16 protein-coding genes and 1 pseudogene are annotated in these 12,999 nt (G+C 37.9%); 15 read left to right on the top strand and 2 right to left on the bottom strand.

What is annotated here, in order from left to right; translation table 11 throughout:
* The first annotated feature begins 27 nt into the window (after positions 1 to 27).
* From J9317_RS18835 to J9317_RS18785, 11 genes and pseudogenes are all read left to right on the top strand, one after another.
* Positions 28 to 168 (top strand): YwzD family small protein, encoded by a 141-nt coding sequence (locus J9317_RS18835; protein WP_164462274.1) that lies wholly within the window; start codon positions 28 to 30, stop codon positions 166 to 168.
* Positions 169 to 956: 788 nt separating this feature from the next.
* Positions 957 to 1,244, top strand: a complete 288-nt coding sequence (locus J9317_RS18830) for a YwqI/YxiC family protein (protein ID WP_211561471.1) — start codon at positions 957 to 959, stop codon at positions 1,242 to 1,244.
* Positions 1,245 to 1,267: 23 nt separating this feature from the next.
* Complete coding sequence (locus J9317_RS18825; RefSeq protein ID WP_211561469.1) at positions 1,268 to 2,731, top strand: T7SS effector LXG polymorphic toxin; 1,464 nt, start codon at positions 1,268 to 1,270, stop codon at positions 2,729 to 2,731.
* Between the two features lie 17 nt (positions 2,732 to 2,748).
* Positions 2,749 to 3,045, top strand: a complete 297-nt coding sequence (locus tag J9317_RS18820) for a hypothetical protein (RefSeq protein WP_211561463.1) — start codon at positions 2,749 to 2,751, stop codon at positions 3,043 to 3,045.
* A 25-nt stretch (positions 3,046 to 3,070) separates the two neighbouring features.
* Positions 3,071 to 3,538 carry an SMI1/KNR4 family protein gene (locus J9317_RS18815; RefSeq protein WP_211561461.1) on the top strand — a complete coding sequence of 156 codons (468 nt, stop codon included), beginning with the start codon at positions 3,071 to 3,073 and terminating at the stop codon, positions 3,536 to 3,538.
* A 583-nt stretch (positions 3,539 to 4,121) separates the two neighbouring features.
* Positions 4,122 to 4,481: a hypothetical protein gene (locus J9317_RS18810; protein ID WP_249292244.1), complete on the top strand. Its 360-nt coding sequence runs from the start codon at positions 4,122 to 4,124 to the stop codon at positions 4,479 to 4,481.
* A gap of 61 nt (positions 4,482 to 4,542) precedes the next feature.
* A complete protein-coding gene (locus tag J9317_RS18805; RefSeq protein ID WP_211561457.1) occupies positions 4,543 to 4,866 on the top strand; it encodes a T7SS effector LXG polymorphic toxin in 324 nt (107 codons plus the stop codon).
* 40 nt (positions 4,867 to 4,906) lie between these two features.
* Positions 4,907 to 5,161, top strand: a complete 255-nt coding sequence (locus J9317_RS21100; RefSeq protein WP_211561455.1) for an HNH/ENDO VII family nuclease — start codon at positions 4,907 to 4,909, stop codon at positions 5,159 to 5,161.
* Positions 5,151 to 5,480: an SMI1/KNR4 family protein gene (locus tag J9317_RS18795; protein WP_249292243.1), complete on the top strand. Its 330-nt coding sequence runs from the start codon at positions 5,151 to 5,153 to the stop codon at positions 5,478 to 5,480. Before J9317_RS21100 ends, J9317_RS18795 begins: the two co-directional genes overlap by 11 nt.
* Positions 5,481 to 6,686: 1,206 nt before the next feature.
* Positions 6,687 to 7,061, top strand: a pseudogene (locus J9317_RS18790) (immunity protein YezG family protein).
* A gap of 215 nt (positions 7,062 to 7,276) precedes the next feature.
* Positions 7,277 to 7,711, top strand: a complete 435-nt coding sequence (locus J9317_RS18785; protein WP_211561453.1) for an SMI1/KNR4 family protein — start codon at positions 7,277 to 7,279, stop codon at positions 7,709 to 7,711.
* Between the two features lie 593 nt (positions 7,712 to 8,304).
* On the opposite strand, the gene J9317_RS18780 is transcribed toward J9317_RS18785, so the two are convergent.
* Positions 8,305 to 9,546 carry an Nramp family divalent metal transporter gene (locus J9317_RS18780; protein ID WP_211561452.1) on the bottom strand — a complete coding sequence of 414 codons (1,242 nt, stop codon included), beginning with the start codon at positions 9,544 to 9,546 and terminating at the stop codon, positions 8,305 to 8,307.
* 337 nt (positions 9,547 to 9,883) lie between these two features.
* Here J9317_RS18780 and J9317_RS18775 point away from each other — a divergent pair, with 337 nt between their 5' ends.
* From J9317_RS18775 to J9317_RS18760, 4 genes are read left to right on the top strand one after another with little or no spacing between them, the layout of a single operon-like run.
* Complete coding sequence (locus J9317_RS18775) at positions 9,884 to 10,204, top strand: hypothetical protein (protein ID WP_211561451.1); 321 nt, start codon at positions 9,884 to 9,886, stop codon at positions 10,202 to 10,204.
* On the top strand, positions 10,201 to 10,842 hold the full coding sequence (locus J9317_RS18770) for a hypothetical protein (protein ID WP_211561450.1): 642 nt from the start codon (positions 10,201 to 10,203) through the stop codon (positions 10,840 to 10,842). Before J9317_RS18775 ends, J9317_RS18770 begins: the two co-directional genes overlap by 4 nt.
* Positions 10,773 to 11,234, top strand: coding sequence for an HNH/endonuclease VII fold putative polymorphic toxin (locus J9317_RS18765; protein WP_249292241.1), 462 nt, complete (start codon positions 10,773 to 10,775; stop codon positions 11,232 to 11,234). The genes J9317_RS18770 and J9317_RS18765 overlap by 70 nt, the downstream gene beginning before the upstream one ends.
* Positions 11,235 to 11,253: 19 nt before the next feature.
* The gene (locus J9317_RS18760; protein WP_249292240.1) at positions 11,254 to 11,727 is read left to right on the top strand and encodes a hypothetical protein; all 474 of its coding nucleotides are present in this window, start codon (positions 11,254 to 11,256) and stop codon (positions 11,725 to 11,727) included.
* Between the two features lie 326 nt (positions 11,728 to 12,053).
* On the opposite strand, the gene J9317_RS18755 is transcribed toward J9317_RS18760, so the two are convergent.
* A complete protein-coding gene (locus J9317_RS18755) occupies positions 12,054 to 12,950 on the bottom strand; it encodes a helix-turn-helix domain-containing protein (protein WP_211561448.1) in 897 nt (298 codons plus the stop codon).
* Positions 12,951 to 12,999 lie beyond the last annotated feature (49 nt).

Genomic DNA, 12,999 nt, shown 5'->3' with positions numbered 1-12,999 from the left:
TGTAAAAATGAGAGGGTATCATGTACAATGGACACTAAGCAGATGAAGCAAGAGGAGTTTCTGCAAATCCTTATGCACGCCTACCGCACAGGCGAGCAAAGAAACGTATCAACGAAAGAAATGGTAGAAGAAATCATCTTGCAAATGAAAAAAGTGTACGCATCCTAGAAGATGTTAGGCACCCATTGCCGATCGGCAACCAATAAATAGAAAAGGAGTCCGGCCACCCGCGCCTGACTCCTTTTCTGCGTTATTGCTAAAATTTACATAATGTTTACGAAAAAAACAATTTCCTATCGATATTTATGAATCATAAAATGGAAGTGATCAGCTATACCTTCTAAAATCCTTATTTCTCTAGGTAAAATATCCCCTTGAAGACTTCATTATATCTTGAGGGTCAGCGCGGTGAATATATCAAATCCATAAAAACCTTTATGGCACATATGAACGGGTTTGGAGCGAGAACGTTATGAGCATGGATTCACTAAAATTTAACCGCCTTGTTTCTTTCGCCAATTTTATAGAAGATGAACATTAGCGCGATTATACTCTTACCTACCGAGTAGTTGAACGTGAAAACATTTTTAAATAGACTAAGCTTTTTGACTTCTTTCTTCTTTTCCCCTCCATCAGCATCCCCCACAATATGTAATAAATCTCATATGTTATTTACAACAAATATTTACATGTACTTCATTAACTCTCCTGGGAAATTTCCAGAGATTATACTCTTATCATACTAGCTGACTTAAAAACGCATTACATTTTCATTCCTCATAATTGGGCTGAAAATCATGTGTATTGTAGGTTTGGAATTAATGTTATTGGATATGTAAGACTATATTTTATCAGCACATCCAACAAATAAGGACTTTCTGCCAATTTAGAAAAATGGAAAATAATGATAGAATTTACTGTAGATAAATCTGGAAATTGAAAGCAGGTGCGGATGAGTGCAAACCCTTATTAAACTGAAGCATGCTGATGTCGTGGATCAGCTTAACCAGATTAGCCATACGCTTGAGCAGCTCAATCTTCCGCTTCCCTCCGAAGATATGCTCGGAGAAAACAAACTTCGGTTAACTGCGGAGTGGATCAAGAGGGAAAATGAGATTCATAGCATGATAGAAGAATACAAGAGAGCGGTTCAGAAGAACATTGAGGATACGAGAGCGAACATCGATTACCTCCGGGAACAGGATGAGTCGATTACGCATTTGCCAATGGGCCCGCTAAAATAAATGAGGAAAGGTAAGCGTGATTCATGCCGAACGTATATGATTCAGAAGCCTTGCTGACGACGATGAACGAACGTGCGGAACAATATAAAAACCTTGCCGTGCAGCTGCAGTCTCTTAATGAAAAGTTTACGGCCATTATCCAGGATGGAGAATTCCAGGGTAAAGGAGCCGAAGCAATTAAAAGCTTCTACCAGGAGCACACGGTCCTCGTTGGAAAATGGGTGGATTTTATTAGTATGCAGCTCGCATTTATTGGGAGCATTGAAGGGAAAATGGAGGACTCCAGTCTCGCTCAAAAAACCTTCATTCGAGAGGAATTCCTGGAGGGAGAGCTGCGGAACTCGATTGAAAAATCAAGACAAATGGTTGAAGCTCAAAAAGAAGACCTTACCCGAATCTTGTCAGGCATCAACGACATCCTTTCATTGGAGGTGTTTTCATCCAAATCATTTGAAGTGAACATACAAAAAGCCTCCAAAAATTCCGTTAAGACCACTGAGGATATGCATAAAGTGGATATTGCTCTCACAGACGATTATGCAGTCTCTGAAATGAATCAGCTGCTCATCAAAAACTTCTACACCCAGCTGACGGGAGCCACTAAAGGCGCAAAAGGCGTAAATCCAATGGGATTCGATGCCGCTGCATTCAGAAGCGGTAATGTATATAAAGACCTTGCCCAGGCTGACCGGAATGCATTAGCCTTTGTAGAAGCAAAAAACAAAGAATTTAAAGCCAGAGAAATCAAGGAATTAAAAAGTAAACTTGATGTCTATAAACTCTCCCAAGACGAATATCTCCAGATTGCGAAACAAATAGGATACAAGAACCTAACCGAAGAACAAATGAGCATCGTAAAACGATATGAAAGCTACAAGCGGGACCGCGAAATAGCAAGTGGAATAAAAGACGGCATCTACCTAGCCGGTAAAGACTTCGTAGTCGGCATCAAAGACATGGTCACCAAACCCCAGGAAACCTTCGGAGCCATGGGCAATTCCATCATCCACCCAGTCGACACATACAGCATCATGTCCAAAGCCATCGAAGAATCCTGGACCCGCGACGTCATCAACGGAGACGCCAACTCCAGATCCCGCTGGATCAGCTATGCATTGGGAACTGTGGGGACCTCGGTTGTGGGAACGAAGGGGCTTGGGGCTGCGGCGAAGAGTGGCCATGCTGCAAAGTTGGGCGTATTAACAAAGACAGGTGTGAAAGTCACTATAAATAAAGCATCTGACGGTTTTGAAAAAATACGGAGAATTAATAAGAATGCTAACTTTACTCCTGCTTTGGAGTTAGTACCTTATAATGTTTACAATAGCCAAGCTGTAAAAGATGCAGCCTTATTAAAAATAGAGACCTTATTTAAATCTAGTAATAAACTTGTAGGGGTTAAAGACTATATTAAAGATATTGAATTAATAACAAAAAGGAAAGTTCCAATTAATCAAAAGGAAATGTTAAAAAAAGATTTTGACTAAATGATTACTCAATTAAAATGCCACAGGATAAAGTAAAGCAGCATAGGAAAGAATTTGAACGTGAGAAAAATAAGTTAATTGAAGAATGGGAACTAAACAACGCCCAAAAATGGCCGACATATGATGAGCCTGTTTTATCTAAGAGAGGTAAAGTCTACATTAATATTGGGGATAAATATGATGCCCATCATATAATTAAGAACGAGTATGGGGGACCAAATAAGTGGTATAATATCCATCCAGCAAAGCGTCCAGATGAACATCAAGGCGGTATTCACAGGAAAGATGGACCGGAAAAGCGACTTTTCGATTAATTATAATTTTGGAAGGTGATATTAAATGCCAAACTTTGAAGATTATAAAATATATATATCAAGTATCAATGACGAAGAAAATAAAACTAAGAAACATGTTTTTTTCTCTCTAGATGAAGATGTTAAAGAAGCGGAAGAAAGATTACAAATGAAATTTCCAGGTGAATTAAAGTCTCTATATAAAGAACTGGGATATGGATTCTTATGTAACCATGATAAAACAAGACGAGATAGAATTATGGATCCTCACAGCATCGCAGATTTTATTTTAGATGAAGATGAGTTCATTGATGAGGATGTCAAAGAACTTTATCCAGATCATATGCTGGTGTTTTTTGAGATAGGATCTGGAAACTATTTGACTTTAGATCTAAGGCAAGAAGATTCAAATGGGACTTGTCCGATATATTATTTTGATACTAAGATTGCAGATTCTATAATAGATTTTATGAATGAAATGGATAAGGAAATAGATTATTATATTAATTTTTAAACCTCTTGCGCAAATGAAAGATTTCTTGAGCTAATATAAGACTGGTAGTCCATTTTGTTGCTAAGATAATAGATTTAAACAAAAATATATTTCGCGGATTGGCGGAGGAGTAGAACCACCAATGCTCTAGACGAAAGTTGGTAATATTTAAACATATTATAACCGAGTCTATTTCAAATTTGGATGAAAATAAAGAGTTGGACTAATAAATATGATAAACCCTCACAAAGTTGTTGAAAGTTCCTGTGGAAAAGATTTCTGCAGGGCTTTTTGTATTTGGATTCAAGAGCGAGACCACGAAGCATCAGGACGGTTCTCATGCTTCTTTTTCCATTCTATAGAGTAATTTAAATGAATCATGGAGCTTTTATGATAAGCGAGATGGTTAGCATAACCTTCATGTACAAGTGATTTACTTCTTTTGGTATTATTCTATTTTCCCTCTATCCTGCATGCATCTTGGCGATAATGAATGGATTGAAGGATATAAATAGTACGATGCAATTGCAGCAAGAAAATCGGGTAATGCAACACATGAACAAATGAGCATACTAAATAGAAGTCATTGGGAGGATTGATTAATTTGTTAAATAAATATTATGAAGGGTTTGAAGGTGAACCAGAACTAGTACTAATTAATGAAGAAGATAAGAATAAAATGATCATTTGGAATGGGTACTTTGAAGCGATATTAGATGCTTTACTAGAAACAGATCTTGAAAGAGAAGGAATCATAGATGATTATTTTAGACATGAAGGGTGGTATGATGACTCCCCATGGAAAATTAAAGATATTCCCTTGACTATAAAGCAGTTAAATAGATTTGATTTAGATAAAGTAAATCAATCAGAGAATATAAAAATCGTATTACCTAGTTTAGTTGAGGATATTATTGAATTTCTCGCAAGTTCAAGTGGAAATGTCTTGATTGAATATGATTAATTAGAAGCATCGGACGGTTCTCGTGCTTCCTTTTCCATTCTATTGAGTAAATTAAATTAATTTGTTTTCATCCAAGCCATTTGAAGAGAACATACAAAAAGCCTCGAAAAAGTCCATAGAAACTGCTGAAGATACACATAAAGTAGATATTGCTCTCACAGACGACTACGCAGCCTCCGAAATGAATCAGCAGCTCATCAAAGACTTCTACACTCAGCTAACCGGAGCCACGAGCGGCGCAAAAGGCGTAAACCCTATGGTATTCGACGCTGCTGCATTCAGGAGCAGTAAAGTATATAAAGACATAGCTCAGGCTGACCGAAATGCATTAGCCTTTGTAGAAACAAAAACAAAGAATTTAAAGCCTGAGAACTCAAGAAATTAAAAAGTAGGTAGAACCAAAATTGAGAGAATGAAAAAAAAGATTGGCTCCACTTGGTCCAGATGGAAAATCTATTAATCTACATCACACGACACAAAGAAATGAAAGTTCCATAGAAGAAGTTACACAAACGTCTCATAAAGAAAACAGTGCTATTATTCATATCAATCCTAACACCATACCTTCAGGTGTAAACAGAAGCCAATTTAATAAATGGAGAACAGAATATTGGAAGTACCTCCCAGATATTTCTAGTGAATTTTCAATAGATGGAGAGAGGGATGTAAATGAGCTTTGATTTTTATCGAGATGCCAAAAACATTATATCTGCTAATAAAGATTTGGCTGACTTTATTGGGGGACGTCCAGTACAATTAATAAAAGATGCTGAAGATCGCTTAGGTTTTAAATTTAATGGGCTATATTTAGATTATTTAAAAACATTTGGAGCTGGCAACTTCGGTGCTCAAGAGATCTATGGCATTATTAACAATGATTTTGAAAATTCTTCTGTACCAGATGCTATTTGGTATACGTTATCTGAGCGAAGAGAAATTAACCTTCCAAATAACCTATTAATTATTTATGATACCGGTGGGATGAACTTTTCTGTTTAGATTTCAACAAAAAGGATGATAAAACGGAACCGAAAGTAATATCATTTATTCCTGGTATGGAATTAAAAAGCCAAAAATATGAAGTGATCGCTGAGGATTTTGGGGACTTTTTATTGGAGTTAGTTAAACAAGAAGTATAAAAGTAAAAACCATAAAGTTATTGACTTAGGTAGCCTTAAATCTTCTTTTGTAATAGCCATCAACATCTATATCCTTTACCATAAATTACTTCGATTATTAAGTAACGGAGGACAAGCATGGAATCGAATCTAAAACTAGACAAATTCAATTATTTTTTAGAGTGTTACTTTAATTTGAGCATGGATTACAAAGATATTGAAAATTTATCAATAGAATACAAAAAATTGAAAATCAAGATTATATTTCTGAACTACTTAAAGAAATAGACTTTGTTGCTAGTAAAGGTGAGTGGATACTCTTTCAAACTTATGTAAGAGATTATGGCATGAGAAATTTATCAATTGAAAAAACAAAAGGTTTAGTGGAGATATTAAGAAAACAACTTTCTAGATAATACTTATAATAAGGAAGTCATATCTAGAATTTAACAACCACAACAGAATCAATTACAGAGCTAACCTTTAGAATTTCAATTAGCTTATTTGTGACTATCCCAATTAGAACTATTTTATTAGTTACAGATTCTTAATGACTTCAGTGCAAACTGAGGTCATTTTTAAAAGTGCGACCACAGGTGATAATATGCCAATCTTTGAAGATTACCAAAAGTATATATTGAAAATTCCTAATGTTGAAAGTACCATGAAACACATTTTTTTCTGTCGTGAGCAAGATATTGAAGAGGCAGAAGGAAGGGGGTTCTAGGTGAATAAGGATGATGTGGAAATGGTAAATGAAAGTTTAGTAGAAATCGAGAAAAACTCTGCTTCTCCTCCATTCCAGCGCAATAAAAAGTCACGATATTCTGGTTTCAGAGTCTTTTGCAGATTACCTTTCGTCATTGGAAATCGACACTAGTAGTCGTGCAGATCTGGATCGTGTGGAACTGTGGTTAGATGACGATTTACTGGAATAGTGGTGTACTATGTGGCATCAATTGTTAGATGGAAACGTGTTAAGATATTTCTAAGATTAGTCCGGTCGAGAAATAGGAGTATTGGGAAGCTGAATATTTAAGATAACCATTTAAATTAAGTACCGAGCTTTACGGGTGAGGTGTACTATATGAAACAGTCTTATCAAGGGATTACTAGCACACTAAATAACATGATTCCAGAAAAGTGGGAAGAAATATTATTGTATGCAGAATATAGAGATGGCTTCTCATAAGTCTATTTCTATTATTACCCTGTAGGATCACACAAAGCTGTTTACAGTTGGGATATTACAGATGTATTTGATCTTGATTCTAGAGCATTCAAGAAAATGAAACAGGACTTATATCAATCGTTTGAAGAGCTATGGATCGAGTTCAAGAAACAGGAACAAGAACAATGGACAAACTTAACGTTTATCTTAGATCACTCAGGTAAGATGAAGATTAATTATGGGTATGAAGAACTAATGAAGCAGGAGGAGACTTTTATTGTTACAGTTTAAGAGAAGGGTGCCATTTACTATTGGAATCATGAGTACGAATATGGAGATAATCCGGAAAAACACATAAGATTTTTATTTGGCAGTTTAACTGATTTTATTAATAATATGAAGGATGATGAATAAAAACCTTCTATATAAAAAGCATCATGAATCTTTATGGTGTTCTTTTGCTCTAAATAGTTAGTGGGTTACAAAATATTAATAGGGGTGATGAAATGAAAAAGGTAGAATGGATACAACCAGATGCCCCAATTGCTGATAAGGAAATAAACCTCGTGGAGCAATATTTCGGTATCGAGTTTCCAAAAGATTATAAAGAGTGTGTAAAAAAATATAATGGTGGCTACCCGGAACCTGATGTTTTTAAAGTAGGCGAAGACAGGGAAGAAATATTTTTATGTTTGCTTAGCTATACTAGCGAAGAGAGCAATATCGTAAAAGTGTACGACCTTGGTGCTGGAAGTTTCCCAAGTGGAATTTTCCCTTTTGCGAGAGACCCTTTTGGAAACAAGATATGTTTTGATTATAGAGAATCAAAAGATAGCCCTGAGATTATTTTTCTGGACCATGAATTAGAGGGAGAAGAAGCAATTTATTATGTGTGTGAAACGTTCACAGGTTTGCTTGATCGTTTGTATAAATTTGATTAACCCAAGTCTAATACTAGCTTACCTCTCGGCTGGATAGCGGGGCGGGGTTGCATCCCCAAACTGAAAGGAACTATGGAGATAGTTCTTTTTTTGATAAAGACACCTAATTTCTACTGAATTTAAAATGGGGGAAAATTTCAACATGCGGGGGGACACACATTGAAAAGAATGCTTATTTTATTATTCACGATAGTGGTGTTTACAATGACAGCTGCAGGCTGTGGAACAAGTATGCGAGATAACGAAGAAAAGGAAAAGATAAAGAAATTCCAGTAGAACTTGCTAAAGAAATAGACAATAAGCCATTTATTATTGACGGTTACGAATTTTCTTCAAAAGTGGGTGGCGGTACAGTTTTTGTTAATGGCCATTTTGAAGGAGAAAAGGCCAATCTTTGGTCTGTCCAGGTTATATATAATCCAGAAAACATTCGCGATAAGGAAGCAAGAGGCATGAGCGAGTCATAATGATGATATTGATTAAAAGGGGAGGTTGGGTTAAAGACTCTCCCATGAAGAATAAAAGATATTGTCTTGGCTTATATGTAAAAATGAAGAAATAAAGAGCCTGAACACATCCAGGCTCTTTTCGCGTTAAAAAATCATCTGATACAAATTATTCCCTGCCAGCAAAAGTAAGATAATAAGCCCTATTACAGCAAGTACATTATGGATGGCCTTATTCTTAAACTTCCCCATAATCGCAGCGTCATTTGCAACCATAAACAGGGCAAAACCTATGAAGGGAACGACAACGATGGTGATGGCTTGGGCAAAGATGATCATTTCAAGCGGTGCCTGGCCAAAGGCTAATGCCACGACAGCCCCTAGAAGCATGACCGCGATGATAAGATACCGAACCGGTGCTGTATTAAGCTTTGAACCCTTGCCGAGTGAATCGGCAAGCATGGAACCTCCTATCGCAGCGTTTCCGGTTAAGGAAGAAAAGGAGGCCCCGAACAGTCCCAGCATAAAAATGATAACCGCCCAATCCCCGTACAGCGGCTGCAGCGACATTCCCATTTCAGCTGCCGAGTCTACTGTGACTCCTTTTGGAAGCAGGATCGATGCTGCTGACATCATAACAATTAAAGAAATGACTCCGAGAATAAAAATTCCAGCATAGCTCTCTTTCACAGCCTGATTCGCATCTGTTAATCCCCAGCCTTTTTCCTGAACAAGATACGACTGATAACAGGCTCCTACAATAGAAAAGGTGGTCGCCGTAAGCGCTATGACAAGCGGCATGGAACCCTCGGGCAAGGACAGCTTCAAGCCTGAGGATAGCATTTGGAGGGAGGGCTTTGAAACAACTAAAGTGGTTAAAAAAGAAAACAGCATAAGGCCAACAAGCAAAATCATCATCCGCTCCAGCACTTTATAAAAATTCTTGGCAAAGAGAAGAAAAATGGCTCCGCCTGTCGTAACCAATATCCAGAATGAAACAGGCAGACCCGTTACAGAGGCAATGGCAAGCCCTGATCCTAGAGCGTTTCCGGACTGAAATGATGCTGTTACAAGAAAAGCCCCAATCCCAATAAGCAAGCTCGCTCCCTTTCCCCATTTTTTACGGACACTCACAATAAACGAATCTTTGGAAGCAAGCCCAATCCGTGTACTCATCTCGGTAAATACCATCATTAGCACAATCGCAGCCAGCAATGTCCATAAAAGGGACAATCCATAAACAGCCCCAATCTTTGTGGATAGTGTAAGGCTTCCAGGCCCGAGCACCAATGCGGCTGTAATAATCGCCGGTCCGAGTCCCGTTAACCGCACCAAAGGTTTCTTTGTCTGGGTACTCTTCGCATCCGCAATACGAGTATTTCCATCCATTATGCATCCTCCTAAATACTGAATTTTCTGATTTAATTTTACAGTTTATAGACGTGTCTTTAATAGGTCTTTATATAAGTTCTAAAGTAAATTTTTATCAGGTCTAAAGGCATATTTTGTGTTTCATTTAGATTGCAGATTTGGATGTACATGTTTACTTATTGGTTTTATCTGGGAATAAACAGAAGGAATATGTCCTCAATCTTAAGGGCTGATTTATGATTGGTAGTTCATATGAATGTGATAGCTGTAAAAGAAAAGGACTTTTGGTTGATAGAAACAGCGTATGTATTATTTTACCATTAGAGCAATGAATATTTGGAAAGGAGTGGGATTTTTGCCGGATTTAATTGAAATGGAAGCCCGGGCGGCCAGGGCAGCCAAACGTATTGAGATTATGAAAAAAATAGAATCATTGCAAAAATACCAGGTTGATATAGAAGATGGAATGAATGAACTTCATAAGAACAAACAGCATCTTCATGCCGCACACGAGCTATATCTTGGACAATGGACTGGGGAAGGCGGCACGGCTTACAAGGAACTGGCGGGAGACCTCAATAATCTGAACCTGAAAATGGAGGTCTCCGGATTGGAAACCATTGATGCCATCAGCGAGGAAATCAGCCGCCTCTTACAGGAGCTGAATTCCCTATGACCGATATTCAAATCAAACCGGAGGAACTGCTTGAACTTGCTCAGAAAATCGGCCAGTCCATTCAAATGGCTCAGGAAGGCCAATCCATCATCAACGAAGCCTCCTCCTACGCTACCACGGCTGACATTGAAAATGCTAAAATGAAGCTATTAAAACAGATGGAGACCTGCCTCGAAACACTTGATCACGGCCATCAGAAGGTGTTTATTGCTCGGGAAGTAATGATTGCATCAGACGAAAACTATGCTGCCACTTATAATCTGGACCTATGGGGAATGCCGAAATCCATCAAGCAAAATCCGATCGCTGTGACAGAGTGGAAGCGGAAAAATATTTACATGGAGAACGGTGTACTAGTCAATCCGATGGGTCATAAACTGGTAGACACCCAAACAAGACCCATAACGGATGAAAAGCTGCGCGCTTCTCATAATGTAGGAGTCTACCATGTATTTGAAAATGGTCAGATCTATTTTGTACAAGGAAAAAGATTTGTGGATGAAATTCCAGAGGTAGATCAAAGAGGCGATGCCAAGCCTACTGATTTTTTAGAAGGAACAGGTTATGAATGGGTAGAATATATGGGGGACCTGTATTCTTTGGAAAGAAGCTGGCTAAAAATGCAATTAAGAAATTAGAAGATGAGATGGGTGATATTGGTAAGGTTGTGCCTAAAGGTGCGACTAATCTTAATAGAAAGAAAGCGCTTAATCAAGCAAAGGATTTAGCTGGTGTTCCAAGGTCGCAACAACCTTCACGACAATGGCAAGTTGGAGAAGATATAAAAAGGAAAGGAATGGACTACAAAAACTACGAATTTAGTTCAAACCCAACACACCACGGACGTTACTACGAGTACAATACACCTCAAGGAAAAAGGGTTATTGCTGAGCACACAAATGATGGAAGAGTGCATACACATGCAGGTAGGCCCAATAGACAAGCAAATCAATTTAATTATGATTTTAAAAAAGAGAGGTATGATAATATATACGGTCCTAATGGAGACCACGATATATACTATAAATAAAAGATAAGGAAGATATGACATGCGTAATGAAATGATTCGACGTAAAATATCATTAATGACTGCTAAGAAAGTTATGCAGCAGCTTACTTATTTAGAATTAATAGATATTGAAGAGCATGATTCCACTTGGTTACAAGTGTTTGAATCAAAGTTAAAAGAGTTTCGAAGAATTGATTCTAAAGCTACTTATACTAAATCAGTAAGTGATTTGGAGAATAATACAATTTTATGGATTGAAAATACTTTAAGCTTTCTTAAAGAAAAAAAAGAATGGTTAATCGTTGTTCCAAAATGTCCAGAGCCTGTATGGGCAAACGTTCAGGTCTTGGATTATACCAAAGCTATCGGAGAACTTTGGAATACGTCTGAATCGAATAGCTTCCTAATTGCTGATAAGTCTACGGGAACGGTTGTACAGATGTTTTTTGAAGAACAGTGCTATGAGATACATGTTGGAAAGTGTGATATTACTAATGTTAAAGAAAATATCTAGTTGAACTCACTTAGTTACAATTTTGACTGCTGAATTCAATGTAGGATTGTTATCTTTGAACCACCCTCATGAAGGTAAGAAAATAGGAAAACCAGATTTACAAAAATAGCTCCTCAGAGGGAAATCTCTGAGGTTTTTTTGTTCTTGAGAAACAGCAGATAAGTACTTTGAAACGATTGATCAAGGTCAAGTGCGGCGATATTGGATGAGGAAGTGGCTTGAGGAGTTTGATAGAAGAAAACCCGCTGGGCAATTACCATCCAGTGGGTTTTTGTGTGTTTTATAGACCTTTTAATTTTCTACCTTCGAAAAAAAACAGAAACGTCTTACCTTCCAGACTGTTCCTTTCTGCCAGTATGCTCTAAATCTCTCTCCGCCATCATTTTGCATCCGCCCCTGCCAAGCAGCTCAAAATAATCCCGGGCTTTTCTCAAATAATTGCCTGCCTGATAAGAGTCGTTTAAACAGTTGTAGTTTTGGCCCATTAAATAGTGAAGTTCCGGCAGAAGATAAAGAGAGTAGGCACTCAAACACCATTGAATGGCTTTATGGCAGAGCTGAATCGAGTCATGGTGGTTCCCCAGCTTGAATTTTGCTTTGGCGCAGTTGAAGTAGATTCTTGTTTTAAGTGTTTTATCTGTCAGATTTGGCACGCGTTCGAGGTGCTGAATAATGGCTTGGTGCTGCTGTGCCAGCTGTTTGTAATCTTCCAATTCAAGCAGAAAGACGCATTTTGTGTTGAGGATTTCCATTTCGCGTTCGGTCATGATTTTGGATGTGAAGCTTGTGAGGGAGATGGCTTGATCAAGCAGAGCAATCGCCTCTTCCTCCTTTTGGGCGATATTGAATAGCCCGATGGCATCGTGCCAAATAAGCAGCTGCTGATAGGAAGGGGTGGTTTTGTAAAGCGGGTTTTTTTTCTCAGTCTGTACGAGTTTTTGAATCTCTGCGTATTTCTCTTCACGTCTTAATACAGTTAACTGTGACTCCACTTCTAGTACATAATGATAATTTAAAGTAGTGGCTATATTGAAGAAATAACTGACGTCCACTCCAAGCCTTTGGGCAATGAGGTAGAGGGTAGGGGCATACGGATAGACATCGCCTTTTTCGATTTTGCTGATTTGAGCTTGAGAACAAATGCCTTCTGCTAGCTCTTTTTGAGACATGCCGATGGCCTTTCTCAGGAAATAGATTTCTTTGCCGATTTTTGAAAAGTCCATTTGTTTTCCTTTCTTTCTTAAACATATCAGGGACTCTTAGGCTGCAAAG

It is taken from the genome of Metabacillus flavus (assembly GCF_018283675.1).
Taxonomy (GTDB): domain Bacteria; phylum Bacillota; class Bacilli; order Bacillales; family Bacillaceae; genus Metabacillus_B; species Metabacillus_B flavus.
This window is presented reverse-complemented; position numbering and strand designations above follow the sequence as displayed.